This is a genomic window from Altererythrobacter sp. H2 (assembly GCF_035319885.1).
GTDB lineage: Bacteria > Pseudomonadota > Alphaproteobacteria > Sphingomonadales > Sphingomonadaceae > 34-65-8.
The window spans coordinates 2878602-2897793 of sequence record NZ_CP141285.1; the positions used below are offsets into that span (position 1 = coordinate 2878602).

The window sequence follows — 19192 nt, forward strand, 5'->3', positions numbered from 1 at the left end:
TTCGGACTTGCATCGGAATCTCTAGTTCTTATTTTGTTCTAACTCTTCCCACACTTTCTACCCACTATTGTGGGAGCAGATGTGGGAAGAGAACCAGGATGGATGGCTATGGGAAAACTTTCCGCTGCTCAGATTCGAGCTCTCACTAAACCGGGCCGCTACATGGATGGCGATGGCCTATCGCTGCTGCTCACCGCCCCAAAAAAGGGGTATTGGGTGCTGCGCGCGACCATAAACGGGCGCCGAAGGGACATCGGCCTAGGGCCACTAGACTTAGTTACATTGGCTGAAGCCCGCGAACTCGCGATCGACATGCGCCGCGATATTCAGCGAGGCATTGATCCGATCGAAGAGCGCAAGCGCCAGAAAATCGAAATCCTCACGTTCAAGGCCGCTGCCGAGAAGGTCCACTCCGAGCAAAAGGCGGCCTGGAAAAACGGGAAGCATCAGGATCAGTGGATCAATACACTCGAAACCTATGCTTTTCCCAAGCTCGGCGACCGGCTCGTAAATGACATCGAGGGCCCACTCATCCGAGAAGTGCTCCTCGACATCTGGCTGGAAAAGCCAGAGACAGCTCGCCGCGTAAAGCAACGGATCGGCGTTGTGCTCGATTGGGCCTATGCAAACGGAATGCGCGCGACCGAAGCGCCGATGCGCTCGCTGAGTCGTGCGCTGCCACGGCAGCCCAAGCAGGACGGCCATTTCGCTGCGATGCCCTATGAGGATGTCCCAACTTTCTTGAAGCATCTGCACAAGCGAACGAGTGTCGCACGGCTCGGGCTTGAGTTCCTGATCCTGACTGCCTCTCGATCGGGCGAAGTGCGGGGTGCTAAATGGGCGGAGATCAATCTGGACGCAAAACTCTGGACTGTCCCAGCGGAGCGTATGAAGGTCGGCAAGGAACATGTGGTCCCGCTGACCGATGCGGCAATCGACGTGCTCGAACGTGCCAGACCTTACTACGCTGAATGCAGCAATCTGGTCTTCCCGGGTCGCAATGTCTTGCGCCCGATGTCCGACATGACGCTGCTCAAGATCCTGCGTTACGCGAAGCTAGCCTTCACGGTGCACGGCTTTCGATCTGCGTTCCGAGATTGGGCCGCCGAGAAGACAAGCTACCCCGGCGAAGTGGCGGAAGCGGCGCTAGCGCACTCGGTCAGCAACAAAGTGGAAGCGGCCTATCGCCGTACCAACTATTTGGACAAGCGGCGTGAGCTGATGCGCGAATGGTCAGACTTCTGCGTCGGAAGATAAAGAAGCGCTCTCGTGGGCACGACGGCTTTGCGCCCTCATATCGGTCATTCAAGAAACTGCAGTCGATCTCCAAAAGCTGCCGGTCGTCGGGATGACTGTCACTGATCCGTCCGACCACGGTTCGAAGAATATCAGTCGCCCAACTTGACCTCTTCACGTACGTCCGGCCCTACAGGGCGCTCGAGCGCTTTTACGGCCTCCTCCAAGAGTTCCGGGGTCAGGTCGGTAGTCCGTGCCGGGAGAGGGGTGCCATCTCCCATCTCACCATTGGTCTCGATGTCTTCGATCAGCATCTTCATCTCGGCGATTTCCTTGACCTGCGCTTCGATGATCGAGTCTGCGAGCTTGCGAACACGCGGATCGGTGATCTCTGCTCGCGAACTTGTCAGAACGGCGATCGAGTGATGCGGGATCATCGCTGCCATGTATTCTTCATCGTTGACGGTCGCCTGGCTGCGAACCAGCCACAGCGCCACCGCGAAGGTCAGGGCACCGACGCCCAGGATGATCAAGTTCTTGGTCTTGTCCTTGTACATGCCCCACATGAAGAGAAGCATTACGATCATCATCATGCCGCCCATCACAAAAGTCATCCAGAAGCGGGTCTCGCTCCAGAATACGTGATCGAGCTCGTACGTATTTAGATACATCAGGCCGAACATGATCGCGGTCGAAGTGGCCACCATCGCCATGAAGCGCCAGTAATTGCCCCCACCGCCGTGGTGCTGCTGGTGATCCGGGTCCTGGTTATCGGCCATTCAATCCTCCTGCTGGCTCATGGTCTTGTATACGTACTGGGCCGTGCATCTGATCAGGATGAAACCCGTCAGCGACGCAATGCCTGCAATCTCCCTGAGGTGATCGGTCGGATAGATGCCTCCCAAGCCCACCGTCGTCACGGTGATCAAGGCGAAGTAATCGTAATCCATGGCCGACATGGCCGGTTCCTTTGCGAACCCGCCAAGCTTTTCCGATTGCCGTAGCCGCGATCATTTCTGACCTTCGGCCAATGTCGGAAGCCTTAGCCCACGCAGCCGCAAGGCATTGGCAATGACCGAGACCGACGAGAGGCTCATCGCGGCGGCTGCGATCATCGGATTGAGAAGGAGGCCGAAGGCAGGGAACAACACACCGGCTGCTACAGGGATACCGAGCGTGTTGTATCCAAAGGCGAACACCAGGTTCTGACGGATGTTCCGCATGGTGGCGCGCGACAGGACGATGGCTTGGAGCACACCGGTGAGGTCGCCGCGGACCAGAGTGACGCCGGCGCTCTCGATCGCGACATCGGTACCGGTTCCCATCGCGATGCCGACGTCCGCAGCCGCCAGCGCAGGCGCATCGTTGATGCCATCCCCGGCCATAGCAACGCGCTTGCCTGAAGCCTTGAGAGCCTCGACCTTGCGATGCTTGTCTTCCGGCGAAACGTTGGCTTCGACCTCGTTGATACCGATCTGGCGCGCCACGGCTTCGGCAGTGGCGCGGCTATCCCCAGTGAGCATCACCACGTCGATTCCGCGCTCGTGCAGCGCCCGGATGGCCGCAGCGCTGGTCGACTTGATCGGGTCGGCGACCGCGATAAGTCCTGCCGGTGCACCATCGATGGCGACGAACATTACCGTCTGGCCCTGTGCGCGGCCTGCCTCTGCCGAACCGAGCCATTCCGGATCCTCGATACCCAGCCGACGCATGAGTTTCTCGTTGCCGATAGCAACCATGCGCGATCCTACGCGGGCTTCGACACCCTCACCGGTGGTGGACGAGAGATCCGACGCAGCTTGGAATGTCACTCCTCGTGCCTTGGCGCCTTCCACGATGGCGTGGGCGAGAGGATGTTCGCTTCCTGCTTCGACTGCTGCGACGGCGGAAAGGAAATCCGTTTCATCAAGGCCATCGCGAGGGGTCACGGCTACGAGATCGGGTTTGCCCATTGTTAGCGTGCCGGTCTTGTCGACCACCAGCGTGTCGATCTTTTCAAGCGTCTCGAGCGCCTCGGCGTTGCGAATGAGGATGCCGTGCTGGGCGCCCTTGCCGGTACCGGTCATGATCGACATCGGCGTAGCTAGTCCTAGCGCGCAAGGACAGGCGATGATGAGGACCGCAATCGCATTGACCAGTGCATAGGCCAGCGCCGGGAAAGGCCCCCAGATTGCCCAGACAATAAAGGTAACGACCGCTATCACGACCACTGCAGGCACGAACCAGGCCGCGACTTGGTCGGCCAGGCGCTGGATCGGTGCCCGGCTGCGCTGTGCCTCGGCAACCATCTGGACGATCTTGGACAGCATCGTATCCTTACCGACTGCGCCAGCGCGCATCACAAAGCCACCCGTCTGATTGACCGTTCCGCCGATCACCTGGTCGCCGACCTTCTTGGAAACCGGCAATGGCTCGCCGCTGATCATGGACTCGTCGATGGAGCTCGCGCCTTCGGTCACCTCGCCATCGACCGGTACCTTGTCACCCGGGCGGACGCGGAGCAGGTCACCGCTCGCCAAATGGTCGAGCGACACTTCGCGCTCGTCGCCGGCCCCGAATATCTTGACCGCTGTCGGCGGCGCGAGTTCTAGAAGCGCACGCAGCGCGCTCGATGTCGAGCCGCGCGCCCTGAGTTCAAGCACTTGGCCGAGCAGGACAAGTGTGGTGATGACCGCCGCCGCCTCGTAATAGACACCGACGTGGCCAGAGTGATCGCGGAAGGCGGGCGGGAATATATCGGGCAGGAGCGTCGCGACGAGGCTGAACAGAAAGGCAATCGCAACACCGAAACCGATCAAGGTGAACATGTTGAGATTGCGGGTCTTGATGGATTGCCACGCCCGCACGAAGAAAGGCCAGCCACCCCACAGCACCACCGGTGTAGCGAGAAACAGTTGGGCCCATTGCGCACTTGCCGGCTCGATCAGCCGGTCGAAGCTGATCCCGGGTACCATGTCGCTCATCGCGTAGACGAACAACGGCAAGGTGAAGAGCGTGCTGACCCAGAAGCGCCGCGTCATGTCGACGAGTTCGGGATCGGGTCCATCCTCCAGGCTGACCGTCTCGGGCTCCAGCGCCATACCGCAGATGGGGCAGCTTCCCGGTCCTACCTGGCGGATCTCGGGATGCATGGGACAGGTATAGATCGTCCCTTCGGGAACGTCCTCAACCTGATTGAGATGCGCGCCCGAAAGATAGTGCTCCGGGTCGGCTACGAACTTGTCCTTGCACCGCGCCGAACAGAAGTAGTGGGTCGCACCATCCTGCTCAGCGACATGTGTGGCGCCCTCGATCGTAACACTCATGCCGCAGACGGGATCGATCGCGCTGCCTTCCCCTCTCGCATCCTCCGTGTGATGGGTATCGCAACAGCTCATAGTCGGCCTCCTCTGCGTGGCAGGAGTGTGTGATCGAGATCAGGGATAGGACGCGAAAATCTCACGGCGGCCATTGCCGAAAGCGATGACCTGATAGGGCTGGGTCCGTCCCCCGGCTTCCATACCTGGCGAGCCGAGCGGCATACCTGCGACCGCCAGACCCTGGACCCATTCGGGCCTTTCAGCGAGCAGGCGCTCGACGTCAGCTGAAGGCACATGTCCTTCTATCACATAGCCGTCCGCGATCATCGTATGGCACGAACGCAAGTCATCTGGCACGCCGTGCTCAGTCTTTACCGACGCCATGTCGGGGTGATCGACCGTCTCGACCTCGTGCTTTTCACCGTGGCGCATATGCGCTGCCCAGGCTTCGCAGCATCCGCAACTGGGATCGCGGTACATGGTGAAGTTCGCAGCCTGAGCTGCGCCTGTGCATGCTACGAGAAGTGCAGTGCCGAGCACGGGCAGAAAGGGGCGGCGGGTCTTGTTTCCATTCGAGTTCATCAGTCGTGTCCCATGGTTTTCATGTCCTCTTCCGACATGTTCGACATGTCGTGCCCGGCATGCGGATCCGCAGCGGCCGTTGCGGTCGGGCCAGGTGCAGGTGTCGCCACAGGGGCAGGGCTGGCCTTGCGAGCCGAAGCAGTGGGCGATGAACTGGGCGAAGGAGCCTGGGTAGGAACGGCAATCGGCTCATCCGTTGCGGGCGTGGCCGTAACTTCGGGCTTGGTCGCAGCGGGAGAAGCGATCGTCGTCTCAGCCGCCGGCGCTCCATCATCGACCGGCATTTCGGGGTCACCGCATGCTGCAAGCGTCAACAGGCAGGAAGGCACAACAAGCAACTTTCCAGCGAATGCGAGGGTAACGGGACGCATGAGAGGTTCCTTTAGAGCTTAAAATGATTGAGTCCGTGGGCGAGCTCTCCACCCATGAAGCCTTGAACAATGAGCAATGCGGCAATCGGAAAAAGCAATGCGCGCAGAGCAGCGCGCGAACCTGAAGCGCGGTAAGCAATCCAGGCTGCTGCAATGCCCAGGACAGCAATCAGCATGCCGTTCCAGCGGTGGACTTGCATGACGAAATCGCCGCCGAACCACAGGCCAGTGTGTATCCACCCGAAGAGGGCGGCGAGGACACCTCCCGCAGCGCCGCCAAAGATCATGATCCTTACGGCCGCTTCACGTTCGGGTGTACGGTGGGACATAACGAACAGCTCGGTAAGCGCGGCCATCAAGAAGAGCGCTATCGGAAAGTGGACCGTTGCCGGATGCAGGCTCTTGAGAACGCCGATGATACCTTCGCTCTGAGCCTGCTCGTCATCGTGACCTTCCACGGCTTCATTCGAAATCGCAGCGCTTCCCGTTGCCTCCATATCGTGCCCGGGCTGAGCATGGGCGACCTCGCTTGCCGCTGGACGCGCCTCTTCGCCGCCGTGCTTTTCGTCACCGTGCGCGAACGCAACCGTTGCCGAGAGGAAGAGGGCCAGGCTGGCGAAAAAGCGGAGAACGGAAGTCACCGCTTTGCCTTCTCGAACAGGTCGACCAGCTCGCTGAACTTCTGTTTCTGCTCGTCAGCGTCACCGCTGGCAATCGCGTCAGCCACACAGCACGCAGCATGGCGCTTGAGTATCTCGCTCTCGGCCCGACCCAGTGCGGCCTTTATTGCCTGCACCTGATTAAGGACGTCGATACAGTAGCGATCGTTCTCGATCATCTGCGCGACGCCGCGCACCTGTCCTTCGATCCTGCGAAGACGATTGACGATGCGGGAACCATCGGTTGCTGACACGTTTTGCACTCCATCTGCCGCAATACCCCGCGGGGTATCTTGCAATACTCCTGGGGGGTATATATGACAAGGGCCAAAGGAGTTGCAAGACCCATGTCCGAATTGCTGGTTTCACGTCGACGACTGTTAGGGGCTGGAGCGCTGGGCGCAGGTGCATTGGCCCTGCCTGCCTGGGCCCGCGGTGCCGATCTGCACGGTAATGAATCTATCCGCCCCGGTTTCGACGAGGTGTCGGGCCGCGACATCGCTCTGACAATCGGCGAAGGGCCTCGCGTCGTGCAGGGGCGTCGCGGACACGCGATCGCCGTCAACGGCAGCGTGCCGGGTCCGCTGGTTCGCCTCAAGGAAGGTCAGCCGGTTCGGCTCGCGGTCACGAACACGCTCGATGAAGACAGCTCGATCCACTGGCACGGCCTGCTGCTGCCTTTCCAGTTCGACGGCGTTCCCGGCGTCAGCTTCCCGGGGATCAAGCCGGGTGAGACATTCGTTTATGACATTCCCGCGCTGCGACAGAGCGGCACCTACTGGTGGCACAGTCACTCGGGGCTGCAGGAGCAGGCGGGGCACTACGGCCCGATCGTGGTCGAACCCGCCGCAACCGATCCGGTCCAGGCCGACCGCGATTACGTCCTGTTGCTGAGCGAATTCACCCCTCTCCATCCACATACCATCATGGACAAGCTCAAGAAGGGCGAAGGCTACTTCAATTACCAGCAGAATACCTGGACCGACGACTATCCCCTGTCGGGCGAGGACCGCAGGATGTGGGCGCGTATGCGCATGATGGCGACCGACATTCTGGACGTAACGGGTTCGACCTACACCTATCTCGCCAACGGGCGGGGACCGGAAGAAGGGTTGGAGTATCTCTTCAACCCCGGCGAACGGGTGCGGCTGCGCATAATCAACGGCAGCGCCATGACGTTCTTCAATGTTCGTATTCCCGGGGTTAAGTTCTGGGTGGTCGGCGCCGATGGCCAGAACGTGCGCCCGGTCGAAGTTGAAGAATTCCAGATAGGCACGGCAGAGACTTACGACATCGTTGTCGAGCCGACTGGCGAAGCCCGGACGATCATCGCCGAGAGCATGGACCGGTCAGGCATGGCTGTGGCCACTTTGGCATCCCGCCCCGGTGCGCGCGCAAGCGTACCGCCCCTGCGCGACCCGCCGCTGCTGACGATGGCGGACATGGGCATGAACCACGGGTCGGGCGGAATGGATCATGGCGGTGGTGACATGGCCGGGATGGACCATTCGGCCATGAGCCATGACATGCCATCGCAAGGAGCCGCTGCCGAGCCGATGGGCGGGATGGATATGAGCGGCATGAACATGCGTGATACGTCCAAGCTGCCTTCCGACGTAAGGATCGGCCCCGGTATCGACATGGTGTCGATGAACCCTGTCGATCGCATGGGCGATCCGGGTCTTGGCTTGGACAACGTACCCCACAAGGTCCTCAATTACAGGGATCTCGTTGCGCTCGAATCTAATGACGATTTGCGCCGCCCATCGCGTCAGATGGAAATCCATCTGACGGGCAACATGGAGCGCTACATGTGGTCGTTCGATGGCAAGAAGTTCACCGCCGTGAGCGACGATCCCATCCGCTTCGCCTACAATGAGCGTGTCCGGGTGAAGCTGGTCAATGACACGATGATGGCGCACCCGATCCATTTGCACGGGCACTTCTTCGAACTGGTCAACGGTGCACCTGCCGATCGCCAGCCGCAAAAGCATACCGTTATCGTGCAGCCCGGTGGCAGCGCTACCTTCGACCTTACCGCCGACGAAGAGGGCGACTGGGCCTTCCACTGCCACCTGCTCTATCACATGCACTCTGGCATGTTTCAGATCGTGACCGTCGCGCCGCGGGGCAACCAGCCCGATGTGAAGCGGGTGGGAGAAGACTGATGCGCCTGCTTGTCGCCATGCTCTTCGTGAGCACCGCCGCCCCCGCTATCGCACAGGACCATTCGGGCCACGCGATGCCTTCCGCGCAATCACCTGCTCAGACCGAATGCGAAAAAGAGGCCGAACGCCACCGCGCTATGGGCCATTCGGTGCCTGAGGGGGCGTGTGCGCCCAAAGCGCAACCAACCGAACCTGCGCAGGACGGCCATACCGGCATGGACCATTCTCAAATGGACCATTCCCAGATGGACCATAGTCAGATGCAGGGCATGGACCACTCCACCATGGATCATTCCAAGATGGAAGGCATGGACCATTCCGCGATGGGCCATAAAAACACGCAGCAACCCGAACAGACAACCATGGATCACGGTGCGATGGGGCACGGTACCATGGACATGACACCCATCCCGGAAGGGGCGCCTCCGGCTGCGGCAGGATCGGGTCCGCCACGCGCTGCCGATGCGATCTGGGGTGCCGATGCCATGCGAGCCTCGCGCAATGCCCTTCGCACCGAGAACGGCGGCATGAAGGTGTTCTGGTTCCAGGGCGACCGCGCTGAATATCGCGCGCGAGAAGATAGCGATGGCTATCTTTGGGACGTGCAGGGCTACTACGGTGGCGATACCGACAAATTCTGGTTCAAGAGCGAGGGCGAAGGCGCCTTCGGGGAACAGTTGGAGTCCGCCGAGATACAGGGACTTTGGAGCCACGCGATCGGACCGTGGTGGGATCTTCAGGTTGGCGTCCGGCAGGATCTGACCGGTCCCGAGCGCACCCATGCCGTCATCGGTGTGCAGGGTTTGGCACCCTATACTTTTGAACTCGATGCAGCCGCTTTTCTGTCAAACAAGGGCGACCTGACTGCAAGTGTAGAAGGCGAGCTTGACCAGCGCATCACGCAGCGCCTTCTCCTGCAACCTCGGGCTGAGGTAAGTCTTTCTGCTCAGGACATTCCCGAGCTCGGCATCGGTGCGGGCCTGGATTCGGTCGAACTGGGGCTGCGCCTCCGTTACGAAATCGCTCGCGAGTTCGCCCCGTACATCGGGGTAGAGCAGGAATGGAAAGTTGGCCAGAGCGCGGACTATGCGCGTCTCGCAGGGGAAGATCCCAGCGTGACGAACTACGTCGTCGGTGTCCGATTCTGGTTCTGAATGACTGACCGGCTGACGCCGGTAGGTTCATGGCGAAGGGCTGAAGCCTTGCTTGTGGGTATGGCGGTCGAGATAGCGCATGATGATATCGTCGGTGATGTTTCCGGACGTGGTTGAGAAGTAGCCACGCTGCCAGAAGCGCTAGCCCCAGTAGCGCTTGCGGATATGCTCGAACTCCTGCTGGATCTTGCGCGAGGACCGCCCCTTGACCCGGCGCACGAAGTCGCTGACCGAGATATGCGGTGGGATTTCAACGAACATATGGACGTGATCGCGTGAAAGCGCGCCATTGACGATCGTCACGCCCATTTCGAGACAGACCTGCTTGATGATCTCGCGCACCCTGAGGCGGACCTCGCCGTGCATTCGGCACACGACACACACGGCGATGGTAAGCGTGGTCCGTAGGCCGCCTTGCCGATGACGGCATTGCTGCGATGCTTGTCGCTTTCGGGTGGAGCGGCGCGGTGGATGAGGTCGTTGAGCATGTGAGTAGTCATACGAGCAGTCGTATGACTGGTCGTATCGAGGTGATCGCCCGTGTGTCGGGGCGGCGGTTCTGGACCGTCGAGCAGAAGCTGACGATGCTGCGCGATGCCTTCGGTCCGGGTGGATCGGTGCGCTCGGCGATGGAGCGCCACGAGGTGACGAGCGGGCTCCTCTACACTTGGCGCCGCAAGGCGATGTCTGGCCTGCTGCTCGATCCGCCACTGAAGACGTTGCCACATCCTGCAGCAGAGCCCGGCCCTTCCTTCGCCGAGGTGCGCATCGCGGATGCGGTCGCGATCCCGCCGCCAGCGCAGACGCCCTCCCTGTTACCGTCGGTCCTGGAGGTTCCCGGTCGGATCGGGATCGAGCTACCGGGCGGTGTCAGGTTGAGTGTCGATGCGTCGGTCGATGCCGAGGCGCTCAGTCGCGTGCTCGCGGTGCTTGGGCGGTGATCGCGCTGCCACCCACGACGAGAGTGTGGCTCGCCTGCGGCGCGACCGATATGAGGAAGGGGATGTGCGGGCTCGCGGTGATGGCGCAGGAGGTGCTGAAGCAGAGTCCGCACTCTGGCGCCGTCTTCGCCTTTCGGGGCAAGCGCGGCGATCTCGTCAAGCTGCTCTGGTATGACGGCCAGGGCCTGTGTCTGTTTTCGAAGCGGATCGACCGCGGCAAGTTCGTGTGGCCGATGACCCAGACGGGCGTCGCACACCTCAGCGCCGCCCAGCTTTCGATGCTCCTGGAAGGCGTCGACTGGCGTCGCCCCGAGCGGACCTGGCGGCCGGCGTTGGCGGGCTGATAATCGGCAGGATTCAGGGGTTTTTGCTGGCATTTTCGTTGCCGGTCCGGTACAAGTTTTGCGTGTCGGATGAGGCCGCTTCCACCCCCGATCGGGACGCGCTGATCGCCAGCCTTGAAGCGCAGATCGACGCTCGCGATCACGTGATCGCGATGCTCCGCGCCCAGCTCGACCGCTTGCGCCGGATGGCCTTCGGAACGTCGTCCGAGAAGCTCGCGCGCGAGATCGCCCAGATGGAGCTGGCGCTCGAAGAGCATGAGGCCGAAGCGGCCGTCGCGGACGCGCGCGCACCCGATATCGTCATCAAGCCCGAACGGCCAACGCCGGTCCGTTCGCTGCCGCCGCACCTGCCGCGCGACGAGGTCGTCCACGAGCCCGCCACCGGTGCCTGCGCTTGTCCCTCGTGCGGCGGCGAGCTGCGCCGCCTCGGCGCCGACGCCGACGAACAGCTCGACGTCGTGCCGGTCAGCTGGCGTGTCGTGCGCCATGTCCGGCCCAAGTATAGCTGCCGCGCCTGTGAGAAGATCGTCCAGGCGCCGACGCCGCCCAAGCCGATCGCGCGCGGCAAGGCGACGTTTGGCACGCTCGCCCATATCGTCGTCTCCAAGTTCGATCACCACCTGCCGCTTTACCGCCAGGCGGAGATGATGGCCGCGCAGGGCGTCGATATCGATCGATCGACGCTCGCCGGATGGACCGGCCAGGCTGCGCATCTGCTCGACCCGATCGTCAAGCGCATCCGCGAGGAAGGCCTCAAGGCGACCAAGATCCACGCCGACGACACGCCGGTGAAGGTGCTCGAGCCCGGGAAGGGCAAGACGGCGACCGGAAGACTCTGGGCCTATGTCGTCGACGATCGCGCAAGCGGCGCCACCGCGCCGCCGCTCGTCTGGTATCGGTTCACCGCCAACCGCGCCGGCGTCCATCCCAAGCGCGAACTCGCCGGGTTCGCCGGCTTCCTCCAGGCCGACGCCTATTCCGGATTCAGCGGCATCTACGCCGGTAATCGCGTGTCGGAGGTCGCCTGCTGGGCGCACTTCCGACGCGAGCTGTTCGAGCGCCACAAGCAACAGCCCACCGCGCTTACCACCGATCTGCTCGACCGGGTCGGACAGCTCTACGCGATCGAGGCCGAGATACGCGGCCAGCCGCCCGATATCCGACGAAGCATCCGCCAGGAGCGGTCGCGACCGCTGGTGACGGCGCTTCGCGCCGCGCTCGACGACGCGCTCAGGAAGCTCGCGCCCAAGTCGCCAACGACCAAGGCCATCCGCTATGGCACCAAGCGATGGAACGCGTTCACTCGCTTCCTCGATGACGGTCGCCTCGAGATCGACAACAACATCGCCGAACGCGCGATCCGCCCCATCGCGATCGGCAGGAAGAACTGGCTGTTCGCCGGCTCGGAGGCGGGGGGCGCCCGCGCCGCCGCGATCTACTCCGTCATCGAGACGGCAAAGATGAACGGCCTCGAACCGCAGGCCTACATTGCCGACATCATCGGCAAGATCGCCGCCGATTGGCCCGCCGCGCGCTGGGACGAACTGATGCCGTGGAATTGGCAACGACCGATCGATGAACCCATCGCTCAGGCAGCCTGAGCTGCGGTCTTCAGACCACGCTTACCGGCGATGTCCAGGACGCGCTCGAGCAAGATGCGCATGCAACGCTCGTCGCCTACCGAGACGCCTTGGTCGCGCGAGACGAGGCCGCCATGAGAGCGCTGTTCGCAGACGATTCCATGGTGTTTGAGAACGGCAAAGCTGAAGGCTCCTTTGCGCAGTACATGGAGCATCATCTCGGCCCCGAACTGGGCGAGATCACCGAGTTCACTTTCACAAATCCGACGGTGAATGTCCGGATGGTCGGCCATGTAGCGTTAGGCCATGAAACCTATCGATACCGGATTGCGCTTAAGGACGGCCGCGTGATCGAGCGAGACGGGGTCGCCACGTCCGTCCTGACTCACGGGCACAGCGCATGGAAAATCGTCCAGTATCACTCCTCGTCCCGCGCCCCGCGTCCGAACTGATCAGGCAGTCGATTTTAAAATGGCAATTCAACGGTCGCGTAAGCTTCGGCTGCATATCTTCGGTAGCAAAGTCCACAAATGGCTGACCGTGGGTAGGCGAAGCTTTTCGTTTTTAAATGCCGATTGGCATGAGATTCAGCAGCACGTAGATGAAAGCAACCACCGCCGCCGACGTCAGGGCTACCATAGTATAGACCAACCAGTTCGGCGCTGGCTGGACAGGTGGACGTTCTCGAAGTCGATTGAGCTTCGGCGTGCCTTCACCAGGCGGGAATGCCGGCGCTCCCAGGATTACGGCACTCACGGCGGCCTGAGGAATGGGCCGTTCGAACTTCACGCCGTATTGATCGCCATCTGTCCACACGATGCTGGAACCGAGCGTGTCTGTTTCCGGCAACTCAAGCTGGATTTTGTCGCCAATATTGAAATGGGTCGATGATTGCAGGCGCAGACCCGTCTTCGAGATGTCGAGAATGACTACTCGGGTCCTCGTACTTGAAGGGCCAGTATCGAAGCCGAACTCCAGGCTTCGTCGGGGGGATGCGCGGCGATCGTCCGACTTCTGCGAAGTGTAAAGTGTAGCCGCTTGCGGTAGGATCGATCCTCTCCTCCAATCTACTCTCGCAGAAAAGCGTTACTTTTCTGTTAATGGCAGGACTCTTCAGATCCCCTTGGCCGGCACGCCTGTGAGCGCCTGAGAATTGAGGCAAACCCAATGCGCCAGACGGATTGGAAACCGAGTTCATTTGAATTCAGGAAGTTTTGACCTGCCCCCCAGAAAGTGGTCCGTTTTGGTAGTTAGGATTCCGGCTATTTGCAGCTTGAAAGGAGCTGATGAATGGCACGGAAGAGATACACGCCAGAACAGGTTATTGCGATGCTGCGAGAGGCCGAGGTTCGGCTGTCGCAGGGGGAGAAGGTCGGTGCGATCAGCCGATCGCTTGGGATCTCTGAGCAGAGTTACTACCGCTGGCGACGTGAGTATGGCGGCCTGAAGGTCAGCCAGGCTCGGCGTTTGAAGGATCTCGAGAAGGAGAATCAGCGGCTCAGGAAAGCGGTGTCCGATCTCACTCTCGATGCTCTGATCCTGAAGGAGGTTGTCGAGGGAAAGTACTGAGCCCTTCACGACGACGGCTGGCCATCGATCATGTGCAGGAGGTGCTGGATGTATCCGAGCGCCGTGCCTGCAAGGTCGTTGGCCAGCACCGCTCGACCCAGCGCAAGCTGCCTACACCACCAGCAGACGAGAAGCCGCTGACGGCTGCGATCATCCGGCTGGCCCAGCAATATGGTCGCTATGGTTATCGCCGGATCACAGCGCTGCTGCGCAATGAGGGCTGGCTGGTCAATGCCAAGCGGGTCGAGCGGATCTGGCGTCGTGAGGGGCTTAAGGTGCCGCAAAAGCAGCCCAAGCGTGGGAGGTTATGGTTTAACGACGGTTCCTGCGTCAGACTGAGACCGCAATATCCCGGTCACGTCTGGAGCTACGACTTCGTCATGGACCGCACACATGACGGAAAGGCGTTCCGCATGCTGACCGTCATCGACGAGCACAGCCGTCAATGCCTGGCGATCCATGTCCAGCGCAAGCTGAAGAGCGATGATGTGCTGGCGGTGCTCACCGAGCTGTTCCAACGGCACGGCCCGCCCGATCACATCCGCTCTGACAATGGGGCTGAGTTTACCGCACACGCCGTACGCGACTGGCTGGGTCGGATCGGCGTGAAGACGCTTTACATCGAGCCGGGATCACCATGGGAGAACGGATACAACGAGAGCTTCAACGGTAAGCTCAGGGACGAGCTGCTCAACGGTGAGATCTTCTACACATTGAAGGAAGCGGTCATCCTGATCGAACGCTGGCGCATCCACTACAACACCATCCGGCCACACTCATCGCTCGGATACCAGCCACCCGCACCACAAACGATCTTGCCTCGCCCTGCTAGACTGCCTTACGCTACGCTCCAGGCCGCCCAGCAGGGCGACCACAACCGCCGGAACTCTAACATAACCGGTGGACCACCTTAATGGGGCAGGCCACTCAGCGCCAGCCCTGCTCGCGCGCGGCCTGCTCTTCCTGTGCATCGAGCGCCGGACCCGCTGCCATCTCCTGGGCTAGGGCGAGGATCTCGGCTTCGCCTACGCCGGCCATGCGGTAATCGCTCGAGGCGCCTTCGCTACCTTCGCCAAGTGCCTCGAGCTTCCAGCCGGCCTCGTCGCGGCAGGCAAGACCGCCGCCCGCGCTGCCGCTGAACGCGCGGCAATAGCGGCCTTCCTCGCTGCGGAACGACAGAAGCACGCGGGTCTCGTCTCCCGGCGACTGGTCGGCGACGAGCCGGTCGTCGAGTACCCCGGCAAGCTGCGTATCGGCATAGGCCGGTACTTCGCCGCCCGAGCCTGGCAGGATCACGGCAAGCGCCAGTGATGCGGCCAGAGCTGATCCGGCGATCCAGCCCCAGTGGGGCTGGCGCCGCCTGCTCTCGCGCTGCTCGCGGGCCGCAGCGAAATCGACCACCTGGGCCGGTTGCGGCTGGGCCAACATGGCGGCGAGCCGGTCGGGCACAGCCTGGTCGAGGACAGGCGAATAATGGCCGGCCAGCATGCTTTTAAGCGATTTGTGCCGTTCCACCTGCTGCGCCAGTTCGGGATCGGCCTCAATCGCAGCGGCGACCTGCGCCTCGCGTTCGCCTGATAATTCACCATCCGCGAACGCGGCGATGTCTTCAGGGGTAATTGTCACGATGCTTCTCCGAGCATTGCCATCAACGCGTCGCGGCCGCGCACGAGGCGGGAATTGAGCGTACCGACCGGGCAGCCGACGATCTCAGCTGCCTCCTTGTAGGCATAGCCTTCGACCATCACGAGCAGCACGGCCTCCCGCTGGTCTTGCGGCAGCTTCTGCATGGCGCGATCCACGTAGGACAGTTCGATCACGGCTTCCTGCGCGCCGTCGCAACCGACACCCACACCGGCCTCTTCGGGCACAAAGGTCTGCAGGCTGCGCGTCGTCTTGCGGCTCTCGTCGATCCAGATATTGCGCATGATCCGATATATCCAGCTGTCGAGCCGCGTGCCTTCTTCCCAGCGGGACCGGTTGGTCAGCGCGCGCTCGATGGTAATCTGGCAGAGATCTTCACCGTCGGACAGATTGCCGGACAGCCCGATTGCGAAACGACGCAATCGGGGCAGCAGGGCCAGCAAGTCTTTCTCGAACGATGTGTTCAGTGTCTCTGCCTTCCAGGGATTAAACGGACGAGCGCGTGCGTTTCATCCATGCTTAATACGTTTTAGTCGAAGAACGAGAGTACGATGCGAGTTTTTACCCTGCTTTGCGCCGCACTTGCACTGGTTACCACGCCGCTGGCCGCGCAGGTTGCGCTGCCGCGTGTCCAGCTGCCGCAGGTGGGACCAGTAGTTGGCGGAACGCTCGATATTCTCGACGACACGCGCGCCGGGGTGCATCGCACGGTGGAGCGGCTCGCCCGCGAGCGCCTGCGTACGATTGACCGGCTGGTGCGCCGTAATGCCGATGCGATCGAGTTTGATGCGATGGGAGCGCCTGCGCGGCGCGGCGAGCTGCTGGTGATGGACGTGTCCGCCAATGCACTGGCTCCTGCACTGGAGACCGGCTTCACCATTCTTTCGCGCGAAGAGGTCGAAGGTCTGGATCTCTCGCTCATTCGCCTCGGCGTGCCGGAGGGGATGGAACTTGCAGAAGCGCAAGCGGCGCTCGGCCTGCTCCTGCCGCAGGCACAGGTCAGCGCCGACCACCTCCACTTCCAGTCGGGCACAGCCAATGGCGCGATGCTGGCTGCCTCGGCGCAAGTTAGCGCGGGCAGCGCGGCGCCGGTCGGCATGATCGACGGCGCACCCGGGCCTGCGGTGAAGGTCACGGAGACGCGCGGCTTTGTCGCCGGCGCACCCTATCCCAGCCACCATGGCAGCTCGATCGCATCGCTGCTCGCGCATGCCGGCGCGGGCACGATCCGCGTGGCCGACGTCTATGGCACCGACAAGGCCGGTGGCAATGCGCTCGCCATGGCCAGGGGCCTCGGCTGGCTGGTTTCGCGCGGCAGCAAGGTTGTGACGATCAGCCTCGTGGGGCCGCGCAACGCAGTGCTCGAACGGGCGATCGGCGCGGCCCAGCGCAAGGGCGTGGTGGTGGTTGCGGCGGTCGGCAATGACGGACCGGCCGCCCCGCCGGCCTATCCCGCATCCTATGACGGCGTGGTTGCCGTGACCGCAGTAGATGGCCAGCGCCGCGCCCTGATCGAGGCGGGTCGTGCGCTCCATCTCGACTATGCTGCGCCAGGCGCGGACATCTATGGCCGCAATGCCAAGGGCAAGCGCATCGGCCTGCGCGGAACGTCCTTTGCCACCCCGCTGGTCGCTGCCCGCCTAGCGTGGGCGATGGGGCAGGGACGCGACTGGCGCGCCGCGCTCGATGCGGAGGCTGTGGACCTCGGACACAGGGGCCATGACGATACCTACGGCAGAGGCCTCGTCTGCGGCGGTTGCGTCGGGCGCTGAAAATTTTTGCGCGTTTATGGATTAAGCGCCGCAGCCCACCCGTTTTCCTTTCGAGCGGATGCACCGACATTTTCGCATCCGCAGATCGAAAGGAACTGATGATGAAGAACCTCATGCTTGCCGCTTCGGCGCTTACTCTTTTTGCGGGTCCTGCCCACGCCCAACTGCTTGGCAGCGGCCAGGCTGGGATCACAGGATCGCTCAACGGCACGATCAATTCTACCGTTCGAGCACCGACGGAAACTGTTCGCTCGACTACCCGCGGCACGCTGCGCGGCGATGCCGCCACGAGCGGCGGGCAGAATGTCGATCGCGAAAATGGCAGTGTTGCCATCGACCGCAGCGTCGACACCAGCCTCGATGCAACCACCAGCCAACTGCTCGGCACGCCTGCCGGCCAGGCTTCAGGCAATGCTTCGGGCTCTGCCAAAGCCTCGGGTTCGGGCAGCGCCAATGCCCAGTTGATCGGCACCGATGACGTGATGGGCACAGTACGTGGAACTGCTTCAGCAGTGGGCAATGTCGCGACCTCCGCCGCCAGGTCATCCCGTCAGCGCGCTTCTGGTGCAGCCGGCCAAGCTGGAAGTGTCGCCGGGTCGGCTAGCAGTGCGGCTTCTGGCGCAGGCATGATCGACAGCGGTGTGCTCGCCCTTGCGGGCAGCGGGGCAGCGCAGGGCGAGGGTGCTTTTGCCGTCGCCCCCGGCATGCCCGTCCAGCTCCCGTGGGGCGAGCAGCTCGGAACCGTGCGCGACATTGTCGCCACCCGCAGCGGCGAGGTGCGCCAGCTGGTGGTCGGGACCAAAGACGGTCTCACGACCATTCCGGCCGGAAATCTTATGGCTCGCGGCTCCCTTCTCATCGCAGGTCAGGGCAGCAGCTCAGCCTTCAACGAGGCTGCCGCAGACGCGAGCGGCACTGAATGAGCAGCCGTCACAATAAGCGAAGGCCGGATCGCCTCAAAAGGTGACCCGGCCCTTCGCCAAGCCTGCACACGAAGTTTCAGACAAAGAGATCGCCATGCGGATCGCAATACTAACTCTCATCTCAATTAGCCTGGGCATCCCGGCAGCCGGTCAAGAGGCCGAAGTAGCACAAAACGTTGAAAAGGTCTCTGAAACGGAAGTTACCTTGTTAGCGGGTGTCGATTATGCCTCCGGGAACGTAAATGGCAAAGGCTATGAAACCGTTTCCCTGACTAATGGAATCATTGCGCGTTCCGGTCGTTTGTCTCTCGCCGCTTTTGTCCCATATGTGGTCACAACAGCGCCCGAAGAGCTTATCGTCAGCAACGGCGGCGTGCTTGGCACACCACTGCTCTCTCAGCCATCTACGCAGTCTCGCGAGGTTACCCGAGAAGGTATTGGTGATCTCATTCTGCAGGGCGGATACTCATTTCCTATAGGGAGTTTTGACGCGTTTGTTGCCGGCAACGTGAAGGTACCTACCGCCTCTCGAGAAAAAGCCTTGGGAACAGGCGAGCTCGATTACGGAGTGAGCGGTCAAGTATCGCGGCGAATTGGGCGAAGCGTTCCCTTTGCTTCTGCCAGTTACACGGTCATCGGTGAACCCGAGGGCTTCAATGTCCGAAACACCGTGGCCGGAAGCGTTGGCAGCCATATCTTCCTGAGCGACACGAGTTCGGTGACAGCCTCCTATAATTACGAGCAATCGGCCACGGCCGACGTCGAGGACCATCAATCGATCGGGATAGGCCTGGACACCAGCCTTTCTACTCGCATTCGATTAGGTCTCGATGGACATGCGGGATTGTCCAGCGATGCTCCAGATGCTCGTCTCGGGCTCAGGGTCGGAATTGGCTTCTGACCGTCAGCTATCGAGACCAGATCGCCTACATTTGTATATTAAATGAGGG

At 61.7% G+C, this 19192-nt stretch carries 20 protein-coding genes and 1 pseudogene; 11 read left to right on the forward strand and 10 right to left on the reverse strand.

Annotated elements, in window-relative coordinates; translation table 11 throughout:
* Positions 1-108: 108 nt before the first annotated feature.
* Positions 109-1257, forward strand: a complete 1149-nt coding sequence (locus U4960_RS14280) for a tyrosine-type recombinase/integrase (protein WP_061926341.1) — start codon at positions 109-111, stop codon at positions 1255-1257.
* Between the two features lie 131 nt (positions 1258-1388).
* Here the strand turns inward: U4960_RS14280 and U4960_RS14285 are convergent, their stop codons facing one another.
* The 6 genes from U4960_RS14285 to U4960_RS14310 all read right to left on the reverse strand — a co-directional run bounded on the left by U4960_RS14285 (position 1389) and on the right by U4960_RS14310 (position 6401).
* Positions 1389-2015 (reverse strand): DUF305 domain-containing protein, encoded by a 627-nt coding sequence (locus U4960_RS14285; protein WP_324261290.1) that lies wholly within the window; start codon positions 2013-2015, stop codon positions 1389-1391.
* Positions 2016-2195, reverse strand: coding sequence for an ion channel (locus U4960_RS14290; protein WP_278323610.1), 180 nt, complete (start codon positions 2193-2195; stop codon positions 2016-2018).
* Positions 2196-2246: 51 nt separating this feature from the next.
* On the reverse strand, positions 2247-4613 hold the full coding sequence (locus tag U4960_RS14295) for a heavy metal translocating P-type ATPase (protein ID WP_221538604.1): 2367 nt from the start codon (positions 4611-4613) through the stop codon (positions 2247-2249).
* Positions 4614-4652: 39 nt separating this feature from the next.
* Positions 4653-5015: a DUF411 domain-containing protein gene (locus tag U4960_RS14300; RefSeq protein ID WP_324261291.1), complete on the reverse strand. Its 363-nt coding sequence runs from the start codon at positions 5013-5015 to the stop codon at positions 4653-4655.
* A 484-nt stretch (positions 5016-5499) separates the two neighbouring features.
* Complete coding sequence (locus tag U4960_RS14305) at positions 5500-6129, reverse strand: DUF2231 domain-containing protein (protein ID WP_324261292.1); 630 nt, start codon at positions 6127-6129, stop codon at positions 5500-5502.
* Entirely contained in the window at positions 6126-6401 is a 276-nt protein-coding gene (locus tag U4960_RS14310; protein ID WP_221538598.1) for a metal-sensitive transcriptional regulator, read from the reverse strand. The genes U4960_RS14305 and U4960_RS14310 overlap by 4 nt, the downstream gene beginning before the upstream one ends.
* A 93-nt stretch (positions 6402-6494) precedes the next feature.
* On the opposite strand from U4960_RS14310, the gene U4960_RS14315 reads away from it, so the two are divergent.
* Together U4960_RS14315 and U4960_RS14320 are read left to right on the forward strand one after the other, a co-directional pair.
* A complete protein-coding gene (locus U4960_RS14315) occupies positions 6495-8315 on the forward strand; it encodes a copper resistance system multicopper oxidase (RefSeq protein WP_324261293.1) in 1821 nt (606 codons plus the stop codon).
* Positions 8315-9469, forward strand: coding sequence for a copper resistance protein B (locus tag U4960_RS14320; RefSeq protein WP_221538591.1), 1155 nt, complete (start codon positions 8315-8317; stop codon positions 9467-9469). Before U4960_RS14315 ends, U4960_RS14320 begins: the two co-directional genes overlap by 1 nt.
* Positions 9470-9496: 27 nt before the next feature.
* Here U4960_RS14320 and tnpA (U4960_RS14325) read toward each other — a convergent pair.
* Positions 9497-9829, reverse strand: a pseudogene (gene tnpA / locus U4960_RS14325) (IS200/IS605 family transposase); the annotation flags it as partial.
* 152 nt (positions 9830-9981) lie between these two features.
* On the opposite strand from tnpA (U4960_RS14325), the gene tnpA (U4960_RS14330) reads away from it, so the two are divergent.
* The 4 genes from tnpA (U4960_RS14330) (at position 9982) to U4960_RS14345 (ending at position 12786) form a co-directional block, all read left to right on the forward strand.
* Complete coding sequence (tnpA, locus tag U4960_RS14330; protein WP_324260344.1) at positions 9982-10410, forward strand: IS66-like element accessory protein TnpA; 429 nt, start codon at positions 9982-9984, stop codon at positions 10408-10410.
* Entirely contained in the window at positions 10407-10754 is a 348-nt protein-coding gene (gene tnpB, locus U4960_RS14335) for an IS66 family insertion sequence element accessory protein TnpB (protein WP_324260343.1), read from the forward strand. The genes tnpA (U4960_RS14330) and tnpB overlap by 4 nt, the downstream gene beginning before the upstream one ends.
* 62 nt (positions 10755-10816) lie before the next feature.
* Entirely contained in the window at positions 10817-12355 is a 1539-nt protein-coding gene (tnpC, locus tag U4960_RS14340) for an IS66 family transposase (protein WP_431193972.1), read from the forward strand.
* Positions 12352-12786, forward strand: a complete 435-nt coding sequence (locus tag U4960_RS14345; RefSeq protein ID WP_324263120.1) for a YybH family protein — start codon at positions 12352-12354, stop codon at positions 12784-12786. The genes tnpC and U4960_RS14345 overlap by 4 nt, the downstream gene beginning before the upstream one ends.
* 112 nt (positions 12787-12898) lie before the next feature.
* Here the strand turns inward: U4960_RS14345 and U4960_RS14350 are convergent, their stop codons facing one another.
* Entirely contained in the window at positions 12899-13384 is a 486-nt protein-coding gene (locus U4960_RS14350) for a PilZ domain-containing protein (protein WP_324263121.1), read from the reverse strand.
* 240 nt (positions 13385-13624) lie between these two features.
* Here U4960_RS14350 and U4960_RS14355 point away from each other — a divergent pair.
* Positions 13625-14817 (forward strand): IS3 family transposase gene (locus U4960_RS14355; protein ID WP_324261295.1). Its coding sequence is split into 2 segments (ribosomal slippage): positions 13625-13883 and positions 13883-14817, totalling 1194 coding nucleotides; the frame shifts between segments, so codons are not numbered across the junction.
* 13 nt (positions 14818-14830) lie between these two features.
* Here the strand turns inward: U4960_RS14355 and U4960_RS14360 are convergent.
* Both U4960_RS14360 and U4960_RS14365 read right to left on the reverse strand, forming a co-directional pair.
* Complete coding sequence (locus U4960_RS14360; RefSeq protein WP_324261296.1) at positions 14831-15529, reverse strand: anti-sigma factor family protein; 699 nt, start codon at positions 15527-15529, stop codon at positions 14831-14833.
* Positions 15526-15990, reverse strand: coding sequence for an RNA polymerase sigma factor (locus U4960_RS14365; RefSeq protein ID WP_324261297.1), 465 nt, complete (start codon positions 15988-15990; stop codon positions 15526-15528). Before U4960_RS14365 ends, U4960_RS14360 begins: the two co-directional genes overlap by 4 nt.
* Before the next feature lie 108 nt (positions 15991-16098).
* On the opposite strand from U4960_RS14365, the gene U4960_RS14370 reads away from it, so the two are divergent.
* From U4960_RS14370 to U4960_RS14380, 3 genes are read left to right on the forward strand one after another with little or no spacing between them, the layout of a single operon-like run.
* A complete protein-coding gene (locus tag U4960_RS14370; RefSeq protein WP_324261298.1) occupies positions 16099-17319 on the forward strand; it encodes a S8 family serine peptidase in 1221 nt (406 codons plus the stop codon).
* On the forward strand, positions 17304-18242 hold the full coding sequence (locus U4960_RS14375; RefSeq protein ID WP_324261299.1) for a hypothetical protein: 939 nt from the start codon (positions 17304-17306) through the stop codon (positions 18240-18242). Before U4960_RS14370 ends, U4960_RS14375 begins: the two co-directional genes overlap by 16 nt.
* 40 nt (positions 18243-18282) lie before the next feature.
* Positions 18283-19143, forward strand: a complete 861-nt coding sequence (locus tag U4960_RS14380) for a hypothetical protein (RefSeq protein ID WP_324261300.1) — start codon at positions 18283-18285, stop codon at positions 19141-19143.
* Positions 19144-19192: the final 49 nt, after the last annotated feature.

Excerpts from the sequence above, each read along its gene's own strand:
- U4960_RS14300 (WP_324261291.1), bottom strand. The coding sequence starts at position 5,015 with ATGTACCGCGATCCCAGTTGCGGATGCTGCGAAGCCTGGGCAGCGCAT.
- U4960_RS14290 (WP_278323610.1), bottom strand. The coding sequence starts at position 2,195 with ATGTCGGCCATGGATTACGATTACTTCGCCTTGATCACCGTGACGACG.
- U4960_RS14285 (WP_324261290.1), bottom strand. The coding sequence starts at position 2,015 with ATGGCCGATAACCAGGACCCGGATCACCAGCAGCACCACGGCGGTGGG.
- tnpA (WP_324260344.1), top strand. The coding sequence starts at position 9,982 with ATGACTGGTCGTATCGAGGTGATCGCCCGTGTGTCGGGGCGGCGGTTC.
- U4960_RS14370 (WP_324261298.1), top strand. The coding sequence starts at position 16,099 with ATGCGAGTTTTTACCCTGCTTTGCGCCGCACTTGCACTGGTTACCACG.
- U4960_RS14295 (WP_221538604.1), bottom strand. The coding sequence starts at position 4,613 with ATGAGCTGTTGCGATACCCATCACACGGAGGATGCGAGAGGGGAAGGC.
- U4960_RS14280 (WP_061926341.1), top strand. The coding sequence starts at position 109 with ATGGGAAAACTTTCCGCTGCTCAGATTCGAGCTCTCACTAAACCGGGC.
- U4960_RS14315 (WP_324261293.1), top strand. The coding sequence starts at position 6,495 with ATGTCCGAATTGCTGGTTTCACGTCGACGACTGTTAGGGGCTGGAGCG.
- U4960_RS14320 (WP_221538591.1), top strand. The coding sequence starts at position 8,315 with ATGCGCCTGCTTGTCGCCATGCTCTTCGTGAGCACCGCCGCCCCCGCT.